This window comes from Leeuwenhoekiella sp. CH_XMU1409-2, from assembly GCF_037029365.1.
Taxonomy (GTDB): domain Bacteria; phylum Bacteroidota; class Bacteroidia; order Flavobacteriales; family Flavobacteriaceae; genus Leeuwenhoekiella; species Leeuwenhoekiella blandensis.
In genome coordinates, this window is record NZ_JAYMEI010000004.1 from 98,938 (window position 1) to 119,928 (window position 20,991).

Consider the following 20,991-nt stretch of genomic DNA (forward strand, 5'->3'; position numbering starts at 1 on the left):
TTTTTAGATGATACTATCTTGATCATTCTCAGCAATTTTCACCGCATCGAAATACGCCTCTTCAATCACTGCATAGAGTTCTTCATTTACGCCGATCTCTATATACTCCTTCCCTCCTGTTTTGATATCGCCGCCATTCATAGATGGGTTAAACAGGTAGCCTTTAAAGTCACAGTATTGCTTGAGTTTCTTTTTAAAGCTGGTGATGTTAGTATAGCGTGCAGAATGTGGTGCGCGGTCTTTAAAGCCTTCCCCGTGGGTTTTCACGTGATCCGGATTATTCTTAGGACTCTCATACATATCGTGTTTAGAAAGTCGGTCATTCAAATTATTAGGATTTGAGAAGTACTCGTTTGCCCAGTCCAGGAAGCTTTCGCCAAGTTCTTGACGTACGCGGCGTTTCTCGAGTTCTTCGGTTGGAGCTTCAATGATTCCGTATTTAAAGTATAGGTGCAAGCAGGTAGCCGCAAGGTTGTACACGAGGTTGTATTGCTCGTTGTCCCATTCGTCAAAAAACATACTCCCAAAATCATCAGTAGGCTTGTGCTTGTCGTTATACCAGTCAGAAAAACCTATCGTGATCTGGCGGTCTTTAAAACTTCCGCCCTCGCCTCTAATGGCGTGGTTGGTGGTGATGTAAAACTTTTGGGTAAGCTCTGACGCTAAGGTCATTTTACCCATTCCCTTTTTTTCTACCGTAAACTTCCCGGTGATGTATGGGAACAGCATTTCAAAATCAAAATTGATGCGCACATCATCAATGAATACCACCTCGGTGCGCTCGTCTACTTCTTCAAAAACAAAGCGATCATCAAGCAGATCCTTTTTCTTTCCGGGAATGGTCACGGTGGGAACCATATTTTCTAAAAAGATACCGATCAATGATTTTCCCGATCGCCCGTTTGAGGTGCCGACTTCACTCATTTTTACGTCCATCCCAATCACAGCTGCCTGACGTGAAGCATCACGATGGCGGTGCAGCATATAACCAATGGCGGTAAGCTTAGAAAGCAAATGCCGGTTGGTGTTCATCGCTTCGTCTATCTCATACTGATGCAATGGCTTATTGTTGAAGCGCGAAGTGTTGAGTAAGAATTGCAGGAAATCACATTTCTTTCCTTCTTCAGAAAAATCAAGCGTCCACTCACCTATGTATTTTTTAAGATCCGGAGCGTCTTTACAATCTTCTGCAGTGATCTGATGCAATTCGCTAAAGAGGCCGTTCTTGATCACTTCGGGTTCAAAGTCGCGCAGCTTGTCCTTCCATACGTGGCCCTGAATTTCTTTAAGCTTTGTAGGTTCAATTCCGTCTGCAGAAATCTTCCAATAGCTGTCTTTAAAATAAAGGTACTGAATGCCTTTACCCGGGCGATGCACATTTAAACCCGTGTATGCAAGGTTTCCCATCGAGTTAGGTCCCAAATACCGATCGCCACCGGAATACAATAAGTTCTCTACATCTTCACGCGAAATCTCCTTGGTGAAGTTGATCACATAATCTTTAATCTGGAAGGAATCAACCTCGGTCACTACGTTATCTTCAATGTGTATCCAAATGTACTTACCAGGCTTCACCGCATAGCGAAAGAATCCGCGGTTTTGAAGAAACGTATAGCAACGCTTATAATTAAAAGAAACATTGGTGCCTTTGCTGTTTTTATCTTCCTTCCAATACTGCTCGTGATCCAGTAGCGGCTGTGCCAGTTCTACTTCGCCATTCTCAGCAATACGCCACTTTACCTTACCAAATTTGAATTCCGGTAGATCTTTAAGCCGATCGCCATAATGTTTAACAAAGCTGTCTTTATTCTCCAGATGCCAGAAGGCCTTAAGCTTGTAATCGCTGTAACTGGTGATGTCGTGAAACTTGAGCCACTGCGCATCTCCTTCAGGATCTGTAAGTGCTTTAGCGCATAAGCTTTTTAGGGTGTCTTCCTTTCCGCGAAGCGAATTGGTTAAGAGATCATCGATCCCTTTGTCTTTTTCGGGATTGGGAAGCACATAACCAAAATAGATCTTAAGGTGAATATCATTATTGGTGAAGGCGTAAAAGTGCTTTTGAAAGTTGAGCACGGCCGTAAAGAAATTCTTTGGCCGCATATCTGCACTATGGTTGCTGTCTATCTTGCTGCTGAGTTGGTCCCAGTCAGAATCTAAAACGAAAACCACATTATCAACCTGGCAACGCTTAATGATCATTTCAAATTCGCGCGGCAACTTATTGTTGTAGGCGATGTTGTGAATCCCCATCACGCCCACACTGATCAAGCCGTGCTTGGTTGCTTTTTCGGCCTTTAATTCGCCTTCCTGAATGTACAACGTGGTAATCTTAGATTGCGCTTTGTACTTGTTACGTATCGCCTGCGGAATGTAGATCTTAGAATCACTGCCATACGGAGATTTGTATTTAGCCGCATTGCCATTCTTATCTTTGTGAAGCTCCGGGTTTTGGTATCTAATACGGCGAAACACACGCTTATTCCCGGTAGGATTACCGCGCTTGTCCCTGCGGTAGTAGTACATCTGATTTCCCTCAAGATCGTAGTAATCGATAATAATGTCATCCCCTGGAATGATCTCCCAATATTCATCAACCGTCGCAGCTCTAAAAGTAGGGACCAACTTATTTGTTTCAGCATCCATCACTACCGAAGCCGTGATATCTTCTGTGGTTAGTCCGCTTTCGGCGAGCTTATTTGCGCAAAAGGTATGGCGCGCAGCTTCTTGCTTCTCTTTAGAACGTACCGGCTTAGCTTTGGGTTTGTCTGACGAAGCGACTTTCTTTTTTGAAGTTCCTTTTTTTCGGGGCTTCTCTTCAGCAAGAGAAATGCTCTCGATCTGCGCTAAAGACTCCAACGCCTGTGGAAAGTCAAGACCGTGAAAGTTTTGCAAATAGTTTACAGGATCACTGGCGCCAATGTCGCATTTAAAACACTTGACAATGTTTTTTGCCGGTGAGAACTCCAGCTTCTCCTCAGTATGACATTTGGGGCAGGTGTATTTAATTTGAGATCCCTTTTTCTTACCGTCAGGATGATACGCCTTGAGGGTGTTGTCAAGCTGCGCGCGGTTTAGAATCTCTTGTTTTTTATCTTCGGGAATGAATGGCATAGTTAGGCGGCTATTTCTAAGTTTTCAAAATGTTCTACTAAGGCGTTGTCGTGCGCATCAAAAAGGGCGGTTGCCGTTTTGACTTCTACACTGTTGCCTATGAATTTTTTACGATCGGTTTGATTTCCTACGAGTTCATAATCTGGTGGAAAACCTTGTATTCTTAATAGTTCTTCTACGAGAAGCATTCTCATTTTTACATCGGTAATACCATAAGCAGCCATCAGCTTTTTGATCTTTACCATGGTCTCACATTCCCCATCATAAACTGGAATAGCAAAGCCAGATCCCATTTCACAAATAATTAAACCAAGAGGCTTTTTATCTTGACGTGCAATAATGACTGGACAAGGATTTTCTACAGAATTACCGGGATTAGAGAATTGCGGGTTGTAAATAAAACTTTCAGCCTCTACCAGGTTATGCTTGTCGTTATTTACGATGGTAGCCGCTGGAGCAGTAACCGGACGAATGAAACCACCATTTGAATAATTGAGCATTAAGTATTTCACTTTAGCAAACTTTGGATTTTGTGTGATGGTTGCCAAAGGCTGTTCTATGCTTGCAGGTTTTGATTGTCCATATTGTTGATCAATAAAAACTGTCTCAACTTTTCCGAAGCGATCTTTGGTTGGTATTACAGGACATGGATTTTCAAGGCTATGTGCAGCACCATTTCCGTAATATGATTGAAGAAATTGAGCTGCAACCAAATCCTGTTTCCCACCGGAAGCTGTTACTGTACGAGCAGGACCATTAACGGAAACCACTTTACTTTTTGGATCTCCTGAGTTGTGTTGTGTAATAAACTCATAGGTTGCTATCCCCAGTCTATTTTGACACGCAACCGTTGGGCAAGGCTCATCAGTAGATGGTGGGTTATGAGAACCATATTTATTGGTCGAGTTGTATTTCAAAATGAAATTGCAATGCACTAAAGCCTGACCATCTTTGCATTTTACTGTACCGGCGGGACCATCTGTTGAAATCACCTTACCCATTGGTCTTCCGGAATAGTATTTTTTAATGAAGGTCTCTTCTCCATTGGCTACAAACTTCACCAGACCCGCATAAATGCGCTTGAGTGTATTTTCTACAAGAGGCTTTTTACGATTGAATATTGAAACGCCTTCTATCGAAAAATCAAGCACTTCTTTTACAGCCTTGTATTTCTTCAGCTTGGTACCTTCTGGCTTTTTACTGTGAGTTGCATCTGGCCACGCAATAGGCAATCCATTAATAGCGAATTGTGCAAAATAGCGTGTGCGGGCAGTGTACGCTCCAAAGTCGGCACTATTAAGTAGTTTGCTCTCAAAGTCATAACCATACGCTTTGATCTGATTTACCCAAGGTTTATAAAAAGTACCTTTAAGTGCTTTTACAGGCACCATGGTAAATTTCACTTTCTTATTTTTTGACTTAGGATCAGGCTTTAAAGCGCAGTATTGATCCTTTTTTGATTGAGATACCAATTCTTTAATTCTCAATGGTCCCCAATCTTTAAACTCGCGCACATTCTCAATCATCAAATAGTCAGGCTTCAGTGCATCGAGATACATAAATAAGTTATCAGCAAGCGTGCGACTGTCAGCATCACGAGACAGACCGCCTTTAGCTTTGCTAAAATTGGTACATTCTAAAGATGCCCAAAGCGTAATGATGCAATCTGGATGTAGTTTGCGCAGTGCATCAACGCGCAGCTTTAAAAACCAAACTACCTCAGGGTTGCGGATGTCTTCAATAAAGTGTTTGCATTCTGGATGATTAAGGCGGTGGCTCTCGATCGCTTTAGCATCGTGATTCACACAAGCGATCACCTTCGCAGCACCTTTAGAAAGGTGAACCCCTGAACTGGTGCCACCTGCACCGCAGAATAAATCAATTACAAATTCTTTCATTATCAATTACTTTGTACCCCAAGGAGCTTTTTCGTTTTTGTTCAATTTGTTAAGGCGTTCTACATTTTGCTTGGTATTCCGATTAAAGGCACCTGGAATGATGTAGCCTGTGATCGGGTGAACACCGGTGTCCCAAAAGTTGTCTGTTGCATTCATAGTTATGAGATTAAACCGGTTATAATGCCCATCACATAAGAGAATAGAATGCCTAACATCGCACCGATGCAGACACCTAATGTGATCAACCATTTTTTATTTAAGTAGTAGTACTCCAGTGCGTTCTGGCTGAGTTTGCTGTTATGCTTTTTGGGATGCTCTTCCATTTTAAAACGCAGGGTAAGCACCACGGCCAAAAGCACCATTGCAGTAAAAAGCACGGCCCAAAAGTGATTTTCGATATAGGTAAAGAAGTTGTCCATTTTATAGATGTTAGATGTTAGACTTTAGATGTGAGAGGTTACTGATTGAAAGTTTCAGGTTTCTCGATGCGTTTAAAAGTGTAGACCCATACCCAGGGATTCAACTGTAACGAAGCGCGTCCATTAATTGACTCCCATAAAGAATAAAAGGAGAGTCCAGGTCCTGTAAACTCATATCTATTTGCCAGGTAATTCATATAGTTATCCGCAGCTACACCTTTATATCTGGTGGTATGAGAAATACCTTCGGCGATAGCATCCTCGCTAGAAATATCTTTAAGCCGCTCGACGCGCACGTTTGTAACTTCAAGAAATAGGCGACAGGCTTCTTTAGGCATAAATATGGAGGGATTCCATCTTACATTATGCTCATTTGCAAACTCTGCGTGTGCCTTATTAGCACGATATACAAATTCATTTTTTATATGATAATCAAAACATTCTGACTCTTGCCAAGTCTCACGCACCCAAAAAATTTCCTTTTCAACTGCCTTAGGAAATAAAAAATATTGATCAGATTTTTTATTGATGTTTTGAAAAATAAACTGATCTCCTTCTCTTCTGTCAAAAACCCACTGATCAGGATTCTTATTGATTTCTTCCAAACCCTGAGTTCTTCTTGTCTGGCTCTTTAAATCAGTTAGAATGGATTGAACCATTGGTGTACTGTATAAAATGGGAATGAACTTCATAACTATGCGTTTAAGATTTCGTTTTGGGTGTAGTAGCGGTTGGCTTGAAGTGCAGGCATCGTGTCGCTATGATCTGCTTCGCATTTGATGAAGATGCTGCGAAGCTTTATGGCTTTGGGTAGTTCATCAATAAACTCCTCATCGCATTCTATTGTGATGATGGTTTTGGGTGTAGTAAAAATCTCCTTATTTATAATCAGAGTTTCAGAGACTAAAAAAGAAGGTTTTAATGATATAATTCCCGTAGTCACATTATCAATGATCATTAAATCATTATCGGATTCAAGCTCTTCATAAGGAAATCTACTTTCGTTTAATTTTCTACCTGATATAAAAACCGGGTTATCAAAAGCCAGTGCCATTTGCTTTGCAAGACGGGTTTTACCGGTATTGGCACCACCAAAAATTATAATTCGTTTTTTCATGTTGATTTGATTAAAAACCAACCTCCTACTATAAATAAGAACACTACTAATCATTTATAGGACTCTGGGTTATGGAGGTTGGTCTTGGTTTATACTTCTTTGATTTGTTTATTGATGCGCAGGATTTCTTTAGCGAGCGCGTTTGTAGTTTCAAATTCCGGCTTAGGTTCATCAGGATCTACCAGATACTTAAGCCGTGCCTCAAGTTGCGCTTGCAGCTCGTTTCTGTGCGTCTTCTCGTTCATAGCGCTCTAACTTGCGTTCTAAAACCAGTAGATTAGATTCATACCGGGGCACCAAGATCTTGCGGTCATAATCGGTAAAGATGTCCATCACCTTAACCTGCTCGATATAGCCTTTAAGACGGTTGATCATACTCTGCAACTCCTTCACGCGTTTAGAACTAGTAACCAAAGGAGCCAGATGTTCTATATCTACATAGGTATTGTGCCCCTTAACCTTGCAAAAATGTTTTGCACTGGTGTGCCAGGGTGCCGTTAGAATTTCAGTCTCGATCGGGTCTGATAAAAATCCGGCTAGCGAAACCTTTTGATAAAAGATCACCGGTGTACCTGGTATGATTTCATCTACTTTCATAATTCAAGAATTAGCTTGCGATTAATTTTTCTTTGGCGGCGGCCATCACCAGACTCACAACATTGTCGGTGCCGGTCTTTTTAAAGAGGTCTGCCTTTTGCGAATTGTAAGTACTAATGGCGATGCCGAGTTTTTCGGCAGCGACTAGATTGGAAAGTCCGCTAGCGGCTACATCTATAATTTGAAGATCACGCTTGTTAAGCGGCTGTCTGTTGATGGTAAATTCTTTAGTATCAAAATGCACGGAAGGACAATCTTCCCCGTGACGGAAGTTTTCGCAGGGCTGCAGCACTCCGTTTAAAATATCGGGTTGATGATCAAGTGTGCCCCATCCAAAATAGGTAAAGAGTTCTACCTGACGGTTATAGTTTAAATTCCACGATTCAAGGTATTGCTTAGCACCTGCATCTTTTTGATAAGCGTTGGCCATAATCGTGAACAATTGCGGATGTAGCTCTTCCCAGCGTTTACAAACTCCGTTCTGGAAGAACATCACCGTCATATTTTTACGAATGGCAAAAAACTCAACGGTTGATTCGGAGTCGTTCTCACAGGTTGTGAAATCTTGTTTGAACGGTTTTAATGGTGTAGTTTTGGTGTGCATAATAATTAGATTTTAAAAGGGATTAATTATTGTGTTTGCCCGGGGTAGCCGCCCTGGGCATTTTTATTTTAAAAAGAAAGCAGGCCGGTAAAACCCAACTCATAAGCCCCCGCAAACGGAGATTAAACCGGCACTGCTTGTATGTAGGGGTGAAAGCCATTAGGCTGCGGGAGATTTTAACGAAGACTTGCGCTCTAATAATTTTTTGCGCTTTTTGTTGTACTCTTCTTCAAAGTCAATGAGATAACCTTCGATCAATAAATCTTCTTTCTTACCATTCCAGAAATCTGTGAGGTTCTGCAAACGAAAAGGACGTCCCCAGCCATTACGTATTCCCTTGTGATTCAGATAGTCTACAAATCTGGTCTTCACATTCTTACCAATGCGTTTTTCTAAAGCTTCTAAATCTGATTCTGAATACATCGTATAATTATATTATTGACCTTGCGGTGTTAATTCTGTACTTTTACCGTATTATTTCTGTAGTAATTCTGTAACAATATTACAAATAATTATTAGTAGTACAATTAATTATTTGTGATTTTCTAAATTTTAACATATTGGAAGATAACATCGTAGACCGTTTTTTGAGTATTCCCACGATGGAAGGGATAAGCAAAAACAAGTTTGAAGCCAGTCTAGGCAAAGCTTCAGGCTATTTTAATGTGTTGAAGAAAAATGGTAGTACCCCTAGTGCCGAGATACTACAAATATTTATTAGCGAATACCCCAAATATTCTTTGCGGTGGATTCTTTTGGGCGAAGGAGAGCCTTTGAGAAAAGATGAAAAGGTCTCTGATAAGATCATTATGATGGAAGAGCCTGAGAAATATGTTGGTCCAAATGGAGCTGCTGCATTATTTGTTGACCTTTTGATGGAAGGATTGAAAGACCCAAAAGTGATTAAGCGGATTCAAGAAATCACGGGTACTTCGCTGCAAAGTATCCCATAATTATCCCAATACATTTATAATATGCTGATTTTAAAAAAGATACCTTTTCAGAAAAACTCTGCCGAGGTCACAAAGTAAAAGCCACTCGTTTGAGTGGCTTTTTTCATTTAGAACTGTTTTTAAGTAGACTCTCCCTCTGATTTACATCGTGTTTAAGAGAAATTCTTTGAATACTACTTTGGCTTTCTTAATTTATGCTTCGAAAATTTAAACTCTATTCATGCTGCTTTTGATCCTTCCAAATGCTGAAATGTTTAAAACACTCGAAGCTCGTGTCGCTGCGCTATTAATTCCATCAGATTTTAAGGTTGATGAAGCGCTTAATGCACCTGTACTTCTTGATGAAGGAAAGAAACTATGTGGTGAAGCCGAAATCAACACCTATCTCGACTCGCTCGAAAAGTTTACTAAACAATGGTATGCCTGCCGATGCGATATGTTTCCGTAAGAAATCAAATAAAACGTATTTATTACATTTAATTATTTCTATTTTAGAGCACTATTTGCAAAGTCTTATTATGCTCAAAAAAAGTTCAATCTTCGTTTTTTTTCTCCTCTCCCTTGCTCTTTTTGCTCAAGAGCCTCGCAAAGTTTTAAACTTAGAAGACGGCTGGAAATTTTACAAGGGGGAAGCCCCTGATGCTGAAACTACTACCTTTGACGACTCAAAATGGCAGGATGTTACGGTGCCTCACGATTGGGCGACCTACGGGCCTTTTGATAAAGAGATCGATAAACAAACGGTTGCTATCACTCAAAATGGCGAAAAAGTTCCTACGGAAAAAACAGGACGCACAGGAGCGCTTCCATTTACTGGAACAGGATGGTATCGTAAAAATTTCAACATACCAGCAGCGGATCTTGATAAAAAAATCCTGCTGCTTTTTGAGGGTGCAATGAGTGAACCAGAGGTTTATCTCAATGGAAAAAAAGTTGGCGAATGGGCTTATGGCTATGCGTATTTCTATTTTGACATAAGCGACAAATTACTGGAGGGCAAAAATACATTAGCTGTAAAACTTTCAAATAAAGAATTTTCCTCACGTTGGTATCCCGGAGCCGGTCTTTACAGACCTGTGAGTTTAATTATCAAGAATCCTGAAAGCATCAATCAGTGGGGAACTACGATCACTACGCCGGTTGCTACTCAGGAAGTCGCGCAGGTAAATGTAAAAACCAACTTCTCAGGCGAAAATCTGAGACTAGTCACGACAATTTATGATGCATCTGGAAAAGAGATTGAAAACAATAAAACTTCCGAAGCGATTCAAAAGCAATTTGAACAAAACATAAAGATCCAATCACCTCAACTTTGGAGTCCCGAAAATCCTTATCTGTACACGGCAGTAACAAAACTATATGCTGGTGACGAACTCAAAGATGAAGTCTCGACTAGCTTTGGAATTCGCTCCATTTCGTATTCTGCCGCAAATGGCTTTCAGCTTAATGGTAAAACCAGAAAGTTTAAAGGGGTTTGTTTGCATCACGATTTGGGACCTTTAGGAACTGCAGTAAACAAATTGGCGCTTCGTCGTCAAATGCAAATTCTAAAGGATCTGGGTTGCGATGCCATTCGTAGTGCGCACAATATGCCTTCCTTTGAGCAACTGGAATTGGCAGATGAAATGGGTTTTATGTTTTTAGCAGAAAGTTTTGATGAATGGAAAAAACCAAAGGTCAAAAATGGCTACAATCGCTTTTTTGACGAATATGCTAAACGTGATGTAGAAAATCTGGTTAGAGCCACCCGCAATCATCCTTCTATTGTGATGTGGAGTGCAGGTAACGAAGTTCCAGATCAATATGGTAGCGCGGGTGTAAAACGCGCCCTTTGGTTACAAAATATTTTTCATCGTGAAGATCCTACCCGCCCGGTTACTGTAGGAATGGATCAGGTAAACGCGACAATGGAATCAGGTTTTGGAGCAATCCTCGACATTCCCGGGCTCAACTATCGCGTTCATCTTTATGAAGAAGCCTATGAGAAATTTCCGCAGGGATTCATTTTAGGATCTGAAACCGCTTCAACCGTGAGTTCGCGAGGTATCTATAAATTCCCTGCTGTTAAAGCTAAAATGAAAGAATATCCCGATTTTCAAAGTTCGTCTTACGATCTGGAATATTGCAGTTGGTCTAATCTTCCTGAAACCGATTTTATAATGCAGGATGACAAACCTTGGGTCATTGGCGAGTTTGTGTGGACGGGTTTTGATTATCTTGGCGAACCAACGCCTTACGATACGAGTTGGCCTTCGCGAAGCTCTTATTTTGGGATGATTGATCTCGCCGGAATTCCTAAGGATCGTTACTACCTCTACCGAAGTCGTTGGAATACCGAAGATGAAACGTTGCATATTTTACCGCATTGGAACTGGGAAGGTCGCGAGGGTAAGAAAACTCCGGTTTTTGTGTATACAAGTTATGACCGTGCAGAATTATTTGTCAATGGAAAAAGCCAGGGAATTCGCATAAAAAATGATTCAACACCTCAAACCCGTTATCGTCTGATGTGGAATGACGTTCTTTATGAACCAGGAACCTTAAAGGTTGTGGCTCTTGACAAAAACGGAATTAAAACTGCCGAAAAAACAGTTAAAACTGCAGGTAAGCCACATAAAATAAAACTAGAAGCCGATCGCACCACTCTTAAAGCAAATGGAAAGGATCTTGCTTTTGTGACCGTTTCAGTAGTAGACAAAAATGGAATCCCCTGCCCTACAGCAACAAACGAGTTAGCATTCAAGGTTTCAGGTAAAGGAAGTTTTAAAGCAGTATGCAACGGCGACCCAACGTCTTTAACTTCTTTCTATGCTTCTCAAATGAAATTGTTCAGTGGTAAGCTTGTCGTGCTTGTTGAAAGTACAGATAAAGCAGGAACAATGGAATTAAAGGTTACTGGTAATAAGCTCCAAAACGCTTCGCTTGAAATCAAAACTTCAAATTAGCGATTTGCCATATTGAATGACAATATAAATTCTGATCCTTCACCGGGTGTACTTTGCACATCGAGCTGGGCATCGTTGAGTTTTAAAAACTGTTTTACGAGCATAAGCCCTAAGCCGGTACCGGTTTCCATCGCGGTACCAATACTCGACAAAATTTGTTCTTGTGTTTGTTTAAGCGGCTCTAATTTATCTTGAGCTATCCCCATTCCCTGATCTCGAATATGAAGGTTTACCTTATTTGGCGTAATACGATATTCAATAAAAATCTTTTTCCCCTCGTAAGTAAATTTAATAGCGTTTGAAATAAGGTTATGAAGAATCACTGACAAATGCCCTGAATCTACCCGTATTAGTGGAATTTCTGCCACTGCTTTGTGAATGATCGCAATGTTTTTAAAATCGGCAGATACTTGATGAATTTCAATAATTTCAGCAACGGTTTTGGGTAAATCAATCGCAATAGGTTTGACTAAAATACCGTCAAGTTGTGACTGCGACCAGTTCAATAAGTTGTCAATCATCACCAATGTTTTCTCTACTTGCATTTTTAACTCGTGCTCTAGGTTTTTAGAGTCGGCTATATCGAGAACTCCTTGTTCTACCAGATCCAGCATTTGCTTTATAGAAAGCATTGGAGCTCTAAGATCGTGTGAGATTATCGCAAAAAATTTATCCTTGTTAGCATTGATCTTATTTAAAGCAATATTCCGCTTTAGAATGAGCTCTTGGTTGTGTTCTATGGTTTTATTTTTCTGTGCCAGTTCTTTGGCAAAAATTTCCTTTTGTCGGTTATTCTTCCACAGTAAAAACAAGATAAATAAAAGCAACAATGCTAAAATCACTAATCCTATAAGTTGCCAGCGGGTAACCTGCAATTCACTTTCCTTAAGGGCAACCTCAGAGGTTAGGCGTTTATTTTCATTTTCTTTTTCTTCTAACTGAAGAATGTTAACCAGTTGCAAAGTTTTCAAATCATAAAGCGAATCCCGGTATTTCTGACTTTCTTTTAATTGCTTATAAGCCTCTTCAGATGCTCCTTTAGCTGCGTAGACCGCTGCTAAAATTGCCGTGTTGCGTTCAAGCTCCCAAAGGGATTCTGAGCCTTCTGCAAATGCTAGCGCTTCTAAGCCATGAAATTCTGCCTTGCTAATAGCATTCAGTTTTAAATACGCTTGAGCAAGACCGGCGTGTGCGTATGATTTTTCCCAATCATTGGGTTCTATGGCGTGTTCTAAGACTGCCAAATGATGTTTTACTGCTGCTTGATATTGACCTGTCTGAAAAGCCACCTCTCCTGCCTTATTGTGATAATGATGTTTGATCTGCTCTAGATCATATTGATTGGCCAGATCAAAAGCTAGATTCAGAGCTTCCTGAGCTTTTATATAGTTTTTTAATTCAATGTAGGAAATTGCAAGATTAATATATGTCGGCGCCTTTCGCTCAGGCATTTTAATGGTAGTATAAATAGCTAGAACGCGCTCAAATAGCGCGATAGCTTCTTTATGACGATCAATAGCTTGTATAACTAAACCGGTTCCTATTAAGGATTTGGCAACACCTTTCTGAGCATCTTGCTGTTTAAATAAAGAGAGGCCTTCATTAAAGTGAATTAAAGATTCTTGATACTTTCCCTTTACATAATAAACCCAACCTGAAGTGTATAAAACTTCGGCAGTCAAAAGGTTATCTTCAACTTCTTTTGATAAATCGTACGCTTCTTGAAGCTTTAATAATGCTGCCGAAAAATTATCGTAAGCCAAGGCTTGAGACTCCTCGAGTAGTTGTTCTATTTGTTCATTATTATCTTCCTGCAAAACCGCTGCGGGTAAAACAGAGGTAGACAGCAGCAATAAACAAACAATAATGAAAGCTATTTTTCTATAAAAAAGCATTCAATAAGTTAGGGATTGAGTTAAGCGCTACTCAAAAATAGAGCAAATTTATAAGTATGACCTACTGAAAGCTAAAAAGATACCTCTCAAATTTTGTAACTTTATCAAAAATGAAAAAGATGATGCACGCTTCAAAAAGATTTGATCAAGCCATACAAAAACTCTATACCGCCTTTCACAATGAGAGTCTAAATCCTGAATGTTGCAAACATTGTGCTGTGGGTAATATTCTAGACAATACAGACAGTTGGAAGCATCTTACCGAAGGTCACGGAAGTCACAAATTGACGTACGTAGGCAAAGTGCATCAATCGCTGGGTAGAACTTTTGGAGGCTATGCTCCACTTGAATTGCTCCAAATTGAAGCTGCTTTTTTAAAAGGTTGTGGCTACAAATTGCCACTTTCAAGACGTTCTGAATCTAAAGTTGACCGTACTTCAAAAGAAGTTATGTTTATGGGTATGTGCGAAGCTGTTGCACTTATGTGCAAGCTTGATGGTATTGAGAATGTAATGGATTATTCTAAACTTTTTGAATTTGAAAACAAGCAACCCGTTCATCAACTTTTAGCAGCGCACGTATAGAATTATTGAAAATTCTTGGGCTGCATTCAGCATATAACTTTTATATTTGATTTGGCTTTAGGGGTATTCTAAATTTAGAATTGAGAGAGTCCCTTTGAACCTGTTTGGTTAACACCAGCGTAGGGAAAAGTATATTTTTATCTTCACTTCTTCTATTGAAGTAACTCTATAGCCGTTTACTATTTTTAAAACAAGACTATGAAAGAGTTACTCTGGAAACATATCACAAACGTTCGTAAACAAGCACCACTGGTACAAAGTATCACCAATTATGTGGTAATGAACAACACGGCAAATGCACTTCTTGCTGCAGGCGCTTCACCGATTATGGCTCACGCACATCCCGAAATGCAAAGCATGCAAGCGATTTGTCAAGCTCTGGTGATCAATATTGGTACCCTTGATGAATATTGGGTTGAATCGATGAAGCTTGCAATTACTGCTGCAAACCAAAATAACAAACCTTGGATTCTGGATCCTGTAGGTGCCGGAGCGACCGCTTACCGGGATGAAGTTTTAAGTGAACTTCTTGCGATGAAACCCACAGCGATACGTGGGAATGCTTCAGAGATTCTAGCTTTGGCAAAGCACAATAAAACAGCAACTAAGGGTGTTGACAGTACCTCATCAAGTCTTGAAGCCGTTGAGGCAGCGCAATTTCTAAATGAAAAATTTGGTGCTGTTGTAGTTATTTCTGGTGCGGTAGACATCATTGTTTCCGAAGCAGGTATTACGCAATTAAAAAACGGCGATTCACTGATGACTAAGATCACGGGGATGGGATGTTCTGCCACAGCGCTTTTAGCTGCTTTTATCGCTGTTATTCCTAATAGAACAGAAGCAGCTATTGCAGCCACAGCCCTAATGGCGGTTGCTGGTGAACTCGCAGCTCAAAACAGTACGGGCCCCGGAAGTTTGCAAGTTGGAATTCTAGACAAATTGCATAACATTTCTGAAACTGAATTTTTAAACACCACTACAATCTTAGCTTAATTATGGAAAAACCATTTCCATACCAGTTGTACTTGGTTATTTCTGAAGAAGCCTGTCTTGGCAGAAACTTCCTAGAAGTTGCCGAAGCTGCGGTTCAAGGTGGTGTTGATCTTGTTCAATTACGAGAAAAAAACGATACTCCTCAAGAATTTCTGAATAAAGCTTTTGAACTTAAAGAACTTCTTGACCGCTACGAGGTGCCGCTCATTATCAATGATAATCTGGAAATTGCGACACAATGTAAAGCGGCTGGAATTCACGTAGGCAATTCAGATATGCTACCTACAACAATCAGAAAGTCTTGGGAGTCTGGCACGATTTTAGGCTATTCCATAGAATACCTTGAGCAACTTTATAATGAACAAACCTATACTTCTGATTATTTAGGAATAAGTCCGGTATTTAGCACCTCAACAAAAACCGATACGGTGACGACTTGGGGTTTTGACGGAGTGCGAAAAATCAGGTCTATTACTCAAAAACCTCTGGTTGCAATTGGTAATATGAATGCGTCTAACGCCAGACAAGTTGTAGAAGCCGGCGCTGATTGTATCGCGGTGGTCTCGGCAATATGTGCAGCACCAAAACCTAAAAACGCAGCGCAACTCCTTCGGAAAGAAATTCAGAAAGGATTAAAAAACAGAGCCAATCTCCTTAATTTATAGTTTATGACAAAGTATCAGTATCCCACAGTTCTGAGTATTGCCGGCTTTGACGGTAGCGGTGGCGCGGGTATTCAAGCCGATCTTAAAACCATCTCAGCCTTGGGCTGTTATGCTACTACTGTTCTTACTGCGCTTCCGGTACAAAATACCACCGGGGTTCAATCGATTTTCAGTATTCCTACTTCGGTTGTAAAAGAGCAACTCGATTCTATTTTTGACGATATACTGCCTTGCGCTATAAAAATAGGAATGGTGCACACACCAGAATTGGTAGAAACGATTGCAGCAACACTCAAAAATTATCCAAAAATCCCAGTGGTTTTTGATCCGGTGATGGTGGCTACAAGCGGACATAAACTTATCGAAGATGAAACAATAAAAAGCATTACTGAACTGCTTTTCCCACTGGCAGATGTGATTACGCCAAACATGGATGAAGCTGCAATTCTTGCTCAGATGCCTGTTGAAACCATTGAAGACATGCGAATCGCAGGAAACAAAATCCTTGATTTAAGTTGTAAATCTGTACTTCTCAAAGGCGGCCATTTAAAATCTGATCTTTTGACCTCGCTATTCTTTGGTCCTGATAAAACCGTACATGAGTTTGAATTTGAAAAGTTTGAAACTCAAAATATGCATGGCTCGGGATGCACGCTTTCTTCTGCTATAGCTTCCTATCTCGCACAAAAGAACAGCCTTTTGAATTCGGTCACCAAAGCTCAGGAATATGTACATCAGGCAATTTATCACGCTAAAGATGTCAAAATCGGAAAAGGCAACGGACCTTTAAATCATTTTTTCAATCCTCAAAAATTAATCAAATATGAGTTGGAGTAAAGAAAGCTGGAAACGTATTGAAGGTATTTATACCGAAATTCTAAATATGCCTTTTATCACACAATTGACCGAAGGAACACTTCCGCTAGAACAGTTTCAATTTTATGTTTTACAAGACTCCAGTTATCTGGAAAATTTTGGTCGAGCGCTTGCTTTGATCGCGGCACGGGCGCACGATGTTGAAGATATCTTGACATTCACCCGTTTTGCTGAAGGTGCCATCGTTGTTGAAAATGCGTTGCATGAATCTTTTTTCAAGGAATTCAATATTGATAAAAGCGGCCCTATAGGACCTACTTCACACCATTATGCACATTATTTAAAAAGTACAGCTGCCCTAGATCAGGTCGAAGTTGCAATGGCGGCGGTTTTACCATGTTTCTGGATTTATAAAAAAGTAGGCGATGAAATTCTTAAAAATCAGAAAACAAAAAACAATCCATATCAAAAATGGATTGATACTTATGCCGGTGAAGAATTTGGAATCCTAGTCGATCAGGCAATCAAAACTTGTGATCGTGTCGCCGCAACCTGCACTTCACAACAACAAGAACGTATGCACGCTGCTTTTTACACTGCGAGCCAACTAGAATTTATGTTTTGGGATAGTGCTTCCGCTTTACGGAAGTGGCCCTTTTAACGGCTATTGTTAAATAATTATTAATTCAAATAAAAAATTGTCACGCACATCAAAAAGCAGCGTCTTTTAAGTAGTGTTACAATTAACAAAGTGATTTTCATTTTATTTATTTGGATTAGCCGCCATCAGAATTGAAAATTAAATTTAGCGTTAATTATATATTCAAAAGCCCCAAGCTGCTTAGCTTGGGGCTTTTTCATTTTAAAAACGCAGTATATTAGGCTAAATCGTTTAAACCACTAAAGATTAAGCTTTTAACTTAATTTTAGCATTACTACAAAAACCCACCTCACTGCTGATTCCGTAAGTCTAATTGAATTAAACAAAAGATTTTTCAAATTTTCTAATCAAAATCAGCATTTTATGAAGACAATTTTTACAAAAATTAGCGTAATCGCAATTGCGGTTTTCACGCTTACTTCCTGTAATAACGATGACGATATTAACACGATCGTGATTGAAGAACCGACCTGTAGTGACGGAATTATGAATGGAGATGAAACCGGCGTCGATTGTGGTGGTTCGTGTATGCCTTGTGAAATGGCAACCAATCCTGGAAGACGCGCAGACCTTTATGTGACCAATAATACCGATGGAAACATCACAAAATACAGTGTGTCTGGTGACTCTATTGTAACCTACACCACAACTTCAACTGCAGCTGAAGGAATTTATTACGACGCAGATGCAGACCTTCTTGTACAAGCTTCAAGATCGGGTTTGATGCTTGACGCGTATGCAGGTACAAGTACTCTTGGTAATGCAACTATAAATGCTTCGTTCAGCACTTTTACAGATTTGAATAGTCCGCGTGAACTGGCTGTTAGCGGCGATTATTACGTAGTTGCAGATAATGGTGAAAACAAATTCTTTGTATATTATAAAGCAGGAAACAGCTTTGCGCTCTACTATACTGTTGAAATTCCGTTCCCGGTTTGGGGAATCGCTTTTAAAGGAAATGACCTGTATGCTGTGGTGGATACTACGAGTGATCTTGCAGTCTTCTCAGACTTTATAGTAAATGCGATGGATGGCATGATGAATCCTTCCAAACGCGTTACCATTGAAGGTATCGTGCGCACACATGGTCTGACTTATGATGGAACCAATGATGTAATGATTATGACCGACATAGGTGCAGCATCTAATGCTACAGATGATGGAGGCTTCCACGTGATTAATGACTTTTCAACAAAATTTGATGCGCTTTCTGATGGAGATGTGCTGCCTGTAGGGATGCAAACCCGTATTGCAGGTGCTTCAACCTTAATGGGAAATCCTATTGATGTCGCTTATGATTCTGAAACCGGTGCAGTTTATATTGCAGAAGTAGGTAACGGTAAAATTCTAGGATTTACAAATTATGGTGATGGCGGAGATATAAGTCCAAGCTTAGAGATTGATTTGGCGACAGCTTCTTCAATTTACTTTTCAAGCGATGAAACTGATGGAAATACAGGTATGGCGTCAATGAATCAAATGACGCGTTTATACACCACCTCTACCGCAGACGGAACTATTACAGTCTACGATGAAACAGGTGCTATGGTCAATATGATAAGCAGTGCTTCCTCAAGTTCTGAAGGTATTTATTATAATGCTTTAAATGATGCGCTGTTGTTAGGATCTCGCTCAGAAGGTGAGTTACAATATTATAGTGATTTTTCAAGCCTTACCAGCGGTGCAAGTGCTACAGCTGCTTTCACAGCAGATCTAGCGACTTCAAGTCCACGTGAAATTGCGGTGTACGGCAACAAGGTAGTAGTTGCAGACAATCCTGCAAATATGTTCTATGTGTATTCTTACAATGGTAGTTCATTTACTTTAGAAAACACCTTTGATCCCGGATTTCCGGTTTGGGGCGTTGCCTTCAAAGGAGACGATTTGCTAGCAGTTGTTGATACCACGAGCGACCTAGCCATTTTTGAAGATTTCTTCAGTAATACAATGGATGGAAGCATAACACCTACTAAACGTGTTACGATTTCAGGAATCACGCGTACTCATGGAATTACTTATAGTGCTGCTGATGATGTTCTGGTAATGACAGATATTGGTCTTGCTGCAGGTGGTGCCATTGACGGTGGAATTAACGTGATCGCAGATTTTTCAACGGTAATAGATGCGACCAGTGATGGTGGAACGATTAGCACTGCAGATCAGAACATCATTGAAGGATTAAGCACCTTAATGAATAATCCTATCGATGTTGCTTACGATCATAAAACAAAGACCATCTTTGTTTCAGATATTGCTACCGGTGCAGTCCTTGGTTTCAGTAATGCACTTACCACAAGTGGAAATATTGCGCCTTCAGTGAACAATACATTAGCTTCGGCTTCGTCACTTTATCTTTACAACAATTAAACTAGTTGTAGTTCTTAAAATTGAAAAAGGCCTCAAATGAGGCCTTTTTTATTGATATCGCTTAGAAATTGATATCCCGAAGTATTCCTAAAAAATCGATTCTTTTTATTACGAATGCTTGGAGGGGCTACTATAAAAAATCTTCAATAAAAGAATACAGCAGCAAGAGCCATCCCGTAGCAAGCAGCAAACCACCTAAAGGTGTTACCGGTCCCAAGAATTTCCATTTCTTACCAGAAGCTCCACTTATACACAAACCATAAATGGAGAACGAGAATAAAAGCGTTCCGAAAACAAAGCAATTGATCATCACTTCTTCTAATACGGTATTAAAATTTAGATTGAAACTTAAAATCAAAAGCAGTATGGCGTGATACATCTGGTATTTCACTCCCGTTTCAAAACTAGCCATTTGATCGGCTGTAAAACGCTTTTTCAACGCGTGCGCTCCGAAGGCGCCAAGAACGATGGCCAAAAAACCGTAAAACGCTGCAAAAAACTGACTGAGTAAAATAGTTTCCATATAAGTCTTCAATTTTGAGGAATGCAAAGGTAATCGCTTACATTTAGTAAAGGCTGCTTTGAAAGAAACAAATCAATCTTCTATTCTGCAGCGCTACCAATTGACTGAGTTTATGATTAAATTTATAAAGCATAAGCTAGAAAATTTCTATATTCTACATATGAACTTAAAAACATACGTCAAGGACGTCCCGGACTTTCCTAAAGAAGGAATTATTTTTAAAGATATTTGCCCACTTCTCGCTTCTTCAAAAGCTACAAACTATGCGATTGATCAACTCGCCAAAGGTTTACACGAAATCAATGTGACAAAAATTGTAGGCATTGAGAGTAGAGGCTTTTTACTAGGCTTGGCTCTTGCTCAAAAGATGGGAGTTGGTTTCGTTCCTATTAGAAAACCCGGTAAATTACCCGGAGCAATTATCAAGGAAACTTATGCTTTAGAATATGGTGAAGACACTATCGAAATTCAGGAGAATGCGATTCAAGAAGGTGATCAGGTAGTAGTTCACGATGATATTTTAGCTACCGGCGGGACGGCTGCTGCTGCTTGCAAATTGATAGAGCAATGTGGAGGCACCGTAGTGCAATGTAATTTTTTACTAGAATTAGGTTTTCTAGATGGAAGAGCAAAACTTGAAGATTATGCTTTACATAGCTTAATGCATTATTAGTCTAATGCATTTTTAGTGACCCATAGTTTATAACCAAAAAGAGCCAACTGTACTTTACTGGCTTTGGCTAAGTCTACTTCTTTTTTGGTAAGGCTAGGTAGTATTTTTTTATTGATCCTGGCTAATGTTTTAAAAAATCGTTTTTTCATAGTTGCGATAGCTTCTAACAA

Annotated in this window: 23 protein-coding genes and 1 riboswitch; of the genes, 10 read left to right on the forward strand and 13 right to left on the reverse strand. The window is 40.0% G+C overall.

Annotated features, from left to right (window positions below; genetic code table 11):
• Positions 1–3 precede the first annotated feature (3 nt).
• The 10 genes from WA338_RS05575 to WA338_RS05620 form a co-directional block, all read right to left on the reverse strand.
• Entirely contained in the window at positions 4–3,111 is a 3,108-nt protein-coding gene (locus WA338_RS05575; RefSeq protein WP_336092582.1) for a CHC2 zinc finger domain-containing protein, read from the reverse strand.
• A gap of 2 nt (positions 3,112–3,113) precedes the next feature.
• On the reverse strand, positions 3,114–5,009 hold the full coding sequence (locus WA338_RS05580; RefSeq protein WP_336092586.1) for a DNA cytosine methyltransferase: 1,896 nt from the start codon (positions 5,007–5,009) through the stop codon (positions 3,114–3,116).
• 6 nt (positions 5,010–5,015) lie between these two features.
• Positions 5,016–5,165, reverse strand: a complete 150-nt coding sequence (locus WA338_RS05585) for a hypothetical protein (protein WP_336092588.1) — start codon at positions 5,163–5,165, stop codon at positions 5,016–5,018.
• Positions 5,166–5,167: 2 nt separating this feature from the next.
• Positions 5,168–5,428 carry a hypothetical protein gene (locus tag WA338_RS05590; protein ID WP_336092590.1) on the reverse strand — a complete coding sequence of 87 codons (261 nt, stop codon included), beginning with the start codon at positions 5,426–5,428 and terminating at the stop codon, positions 5,168–5,170.
• Positions 5,429–5,466: 38 nt separating this feature from the next.
• Positions 5,467–6,120 carry a hypothetical protein gene (locus WA338_RS05595; RefSeq protein ID WP_336092591.1) on the reverse strand — a complete coding sequence of 218 codons (654 nt, stop codon included), beginning with the start codon at positions 6,118–6,120 and terminating at the stop codon, positions 5,467–5,469.
• Positions 6,121–6,122: 2 nt separating this feature from the next.
• Complete coding sequence (locus WA338_RS05600; RefSeq protein WP_336092593.1) at positions 6,123–6,545, reverse strand: hypothetical protein; 423 nt, start codon at positions 6,543–6,545, stop codon at positions 6,123–6,125.
• 89 nt (positions 6,546–6,634) lie between these two features.
• Positions 6,635–6,790: a hypothetical protein gene (locus WA338_RS05605; RefSeq protein WP_336092595.1), complete on the reverse strand. Its 156-nt coding sequence runs from the start codon at positions 6,788–6,790 to the stop codon at positions 6,635–6,637.
• Positions 6,747–7,142 carry a hypothetical protein gene (locus WA338_RS05610; protein ID WP_336092597.1) on the reverse strand — a complete coding sequence of 132 codons (396 nt, stop codon included), beginning with the start codon at positions 7,140–7,142 and terminating at the stop codon, positions 6,747–6,749. The genes WA338_RS05605 and WA338_RS05610 overlap by 44 nt, the downstream gene beginning before the upstream one ends.
• A gap of 10 nt (positions 7,143–7,152) precedes the next feature.
• Complete coding sequence (locus tag WA338_RS05615; RefSeq protein WP_336092599.1) at positions 7,153–7,746, reverse strand: hypothetical protein; 594 nt, start codon at positions 7,744–7,746, stop codon at positions 7,153–7,155.
• 159 nt (positions 7,747–7,905) lie between these two features.
• Positions 7,906–8,169 carry a hypothetical protein gene (locus WA338_RS05620; protein ID WP_336092600.1) on the reverse strand — a complete coding sequence of 88 codons (264 nt, stop codon included), beginning with the start codon at positions 8,167–8,169 and terminating at the stop codon, positions 7,906–7,908.
• Positions 8,170–8,306: 137 nt separating this feature from the next.
• Here WA338_RS05620 and WA338_RS05625 point away from each other — a divergent pair, with 137 nt between their 5' ends.
• The 3 genes from WA338_RS05625 (at position 8,307) to WA338_RS05635 (ending at position 11,644) form a co-directional block, all read left to right on the forward strand.
• Positions 8,307–8,699: a hypothetical protein gene (locus WA338_RS05625; protein ID WP_336092601.1), complete on the forward strand. Its 393-nt coding sequence runs from the start codon at positions 8,307–8,309 to the stop codon at positions 8,697–8,699.
• Between the two features lie 220 nt (positions 8,700–8,919).
• Entirely contained in the window at positions 8,920–9,147 is a 228-nt protein-coding gene (locus WA338_RS05630) for a hypothetical protein (protein WP_273016641.1), read from the forward strand.
• A gap of 70 nt (positions 9,148–9,217) precedes the next feature.
• The gene (locus WA338_RS05635) at positions 9,218–11,644 is read left to right on the forward strand and encodes a DUF4982 domain-containing protein (RefSeq protein WP_336092604.1); all 2,427 of its coding nucleotides are present in this window, start codon (positions 9,218–9,220) and stop codon (positions 11,642–11,644) included.
• On the opposite strand, the gene WA338_RS05640 is transcribed toward WA338_RS05635, so the two are convergent.
• Entirely contained in the window at positions 11,641–13,539 is a 1,899-nt protein-coding gene (locus WA338_RS05640; RefSeq protein WP_273016639.1) for a tetratricopeptide repeat-containing sensor histidine kinase, read from the reverse strand. The genes WA338_RS05635 and WA338_RS05640 overlap by 4 nt on opposite strands.
• 110 nt (positions 13,540–13,649) lie before the next feature.
• Here WA338_RS05640 and WA338_RS05645 point away from each other — a divergent pair, with 110 nt between their 5' ends.
• The 6 genes from WA338_RS05645 to WA338_RS05670 all read left to right on the forward strand — a co-directional run bounded on the left by WA338_RS05645 (position 13,650) and on the right by WA338_RS05670 (position 19,625).
• A complete protein-coding gene (locus WA338_RS05645; RefSeq protein ID WP_273016637.1) occupies positions 13,650–14,123 on the forward strand; it encodes a Na(+)-translocating NADH-quinone reductase subunit F in 474 nt (157 codons plus the stop codon).
• A gap of 49 nt (positions 14,124–14,172) precedes the next feature.
• Positions 14,173–14,266: riboswitch (TPP riboswitch) on the forward strand.
• Between the two features lie 55 nt (positions 14,267–14,321).
• Entirely contained in the window at positions 14,322–15,116 is a 795-nt protein-coding gene (gene thiM / locus WA338_RS05650) for a hydroxyethylthiazole kinase (RefSeq protein WP_272984638.1), read from the forward strand.
• A 2-nt stretch (positions 15,117–15,118) separates the two neighbouring features.
• Entirely contained in the window at positions 15,119–15,781 is a 663-nt protein-coding gene (gene thiE, locus WA338_RS05655) for a thiamine phosphate synthase (RefSeq protein ID WP_272984637.1), read from the forward strand.
• A gap of 3 nt (positions 15,782–15,784) precedes the next feature.
• Entirely contained in the window at positions 15,785–16,618 is an 834-nt protein-coding gene (gene thiD, locus WA338_RS05660; protein WP_272984636.1) for a bifunctional hydroxymethylpyrimidine kinase/phosphomethylpyrimidine kinase, read from the forward strand.
• Positions 16,605–17,258 (forward strand): thiaminase II, encoded by a 654-nt coding sequence (gene tenA, locus WA338_RS05665; protein WP_272984635.1) that lies wholly within the window; start codon positions 16,605–16,607, stop codon positions 17,256–17,258. The genes thiD and tenA overlap by 14 nt, the downstream gene beginning before the upstream one ends.
• Before the next feature lie 363 nt (positions 17,259–17,621).
• On the forward strand, positions 17,622–19,625 hold the full coding sequence (locus WA338_RS05670; RefSeq protein WP_272984634.1) for a hypothetical protein: 2,004 nt from the start codon (positions 17,622–17,624) through the stop codon (positions 19,623–19,625).
• A 130-nt stretch (positions 19,626–19,755) separates the two neighbouring features.
• Here WA338_RS05670 and WA338_RS05675 read toward each other — a convergent pair whose 3' ends face one another.
• Entirely contained in the window at positions 19,756–20,148 is a 393-nt protein-coding gene (locus tag WA338_RS05675; RefSeq protein WP_009779264.1) for a DUF423 domain-containing protein, read from the reverse strand.
• A gap of 112 nt (positions 20,149–20,260) precedes the next feature.
• On the opposite strand from WA338_RS05675, the gene WA338_RS05680 reads away from it, so the two are divergent.
• The gene (locus WA338_RS05680) at positions 20,261–20,821 is read left to right on the forward strand and encodes an adenine phosphoribosyltransferase (RefSeq protein ID WP_316906982.1); all 561 of its coding nucleotides are present in this window, start codon (positions 20,261–20,263) and stop codon (positions 20,819–20,821) included.
• Here WA338_RS05680 and WA338_RS05685 read toward each other — a convergent pair.
• Complete coding sequence (locus WA338_RS05685) at positions 20,818–20,970, reverse strand: hypothetical protein (RefSeq protein WP_009779262.1); 153 nt, start codon at positions 20,968–20,970, stop codon at positions 20,818–20,820. The two genes, WA338_RS05680 and WA338_RS05685, sit on opposite strands and share 4 nt — an antisense overlap.
• Positions 20,971–20,991 lie beyond the last annotated feature (21 nt).

Excerpts from the sequence above, each read along its gene's own strand:
- WA338_RS05685 (WP_009779262.1), bottom strand. The coding sequence starts at position 20,970 with ATGAAAAAACGATTTTTTAAAACATTAGCCAGGATCAATAAAAAAATA.
- WA338_RS05630 (WP_273016641.1), top strand. The coding sequence starts at position 8,920 with ATGCTGCTTTTGATCCTTCCAAATGCTGAAATGTTTAAAACACTCGAA.
- WA338_RS05595 (WP_336092591.1), bottom strand. The coding sequence starts at position 6,120 with ATGAAGTTCATTCCCATTTTATACAGTACACCAATGGTTCAATCCATT.
- tenA (WP_272984635.1), top strand. The coding sequence starts at position 16,605 with ATGAGTTGGAGTAAAGAAAGCTGGAAACGTATTGAAGGTATTTATACC.
- WA338_RS05610 (WP_336092597.1), bottom strand. The coding sequence starts at position 7,142 with ATGAAAGTAGATGAAATCATACCAGGTACACCGGTGATCTTTTATCAA.
- WA338_RS05635 (WP_336092604.1), top strand. The coding sequence starts at position 9,218 with ATGCTCAAAAAAAGTTCAATCTTCGTTTTTTTTCTCCTCTCCCTTGCT.
- WA338_RS05675 (WP_009779264.1), bottom strand. The coding sequence starts at position 20,148 with ATGGAAACTATTTTACTCAGTCAGTTTTTTGCAGCGTTTTACGGTTTT.
- WA338_RS05605 (WP_336092595.1), bottom strand. The coding sequence starts at position 6,790 with ATGAACGAGAAGACGCACAGAAACGAGCTGCAAGCGCAACTTGAGGCA.
- thiM (WP_272984638.1), top strand. The coding sequence starts at position 14,322 with ATGAAAGAGTTACTCTGGAAACATATCACAAACGTTCGTAAACAAGCA.
- WA338_RS05580 (WP_336092586.1), bottom strand. The coding sequence starts at position 5,009 with ATGAAAGAATTTGTAATTGATTTATTCTGCGGTGCAGGTGGCACCAGT.
- WA338_RS05590 (WP_336092590.1), bottom strand. The coding sequence starts at position 5,428 with ATGGACAACTTCTTTACCTATATCGAAAATCACTTTTGGGCCGTGCTT.
- WA338_RS05640 (WP_273016639.1), bottom strand. The coding sequence starts at position 13,539 with ATGCTTTTTTATAGAAAAATAGCTTTCATTATTGTTTGTTTATTGCTG.
- WA338_RS05575 (WP_336092582.1), bottom strand. The coding sequence starts at position 3,111 with ATGCCATTCATTCCCGAAGATAAAAAACAAGAGATTCTAAACCGCGCG.
- WA338_RS05585 (WP_336092588.1), bottom strand. The coding sequence starts at position 5,165 with ATGAATGCAACAGACAACTTTTGGGACACCGGTGTTCACCCGATCACA.
- WA338_RS05670 (WP_272984634.1), top strand. The coding sequence starts at position 17,622 with ATGAAGACAATTTTTACAAAAATTAGCGTAATCGCAATTGCGGTTTTC.
- WA338_RS05600 (WP_336092593.1), bottom strand. The coding sequence starts at position 6,545 with ATGAAAAAACGAATTATAATTTTTGGTGGTGCCAATACCGGTAAAACC.
- WA338_RS05620 (WP_336092600.1), bottom strand. The coding sequence starts at position 8,169 with ATGTATTCAGAATCAGATTTAGAAGCTTTAGAAAAACGCATTGGTAAG.
- WA338_RS05615 (WP_336092599.1), bottom strand. The coding sequence starts at position 7,746 with ATGCACACCAAAACTACACCATTAAAACCGTTCAAACAAGATTTCACA.
- thiD (WP_272984636.1), top strand. The coding sequence starts at position 15,785 with ATGACAAAGTATCAGTATCCCACAGTTCTGAGTATTGCCGGCTTTGAC.
- WA338_RS05680 (WP_316906982.1), top strand. The coding sequence starts at position 20,261 with ATGATTAAATTTATAAAGCATAAGCTAGAAAATTTCTATATTCTACAT.
- thiE (WP_272984637.1), top strand. The coding sequence starts at position 15,119 with ATGGAAAAACCATTTCCATACCAGTTGTACTTGGTTATTTCTGAAGAA.
- WA338_RS05645 (WP_273016637.1), top strand. The coding sequence starts at position 13,650 with ATGAAAAAGATGATGCACGCTTCAAAAAGATTTGATCAAGCCATACAA.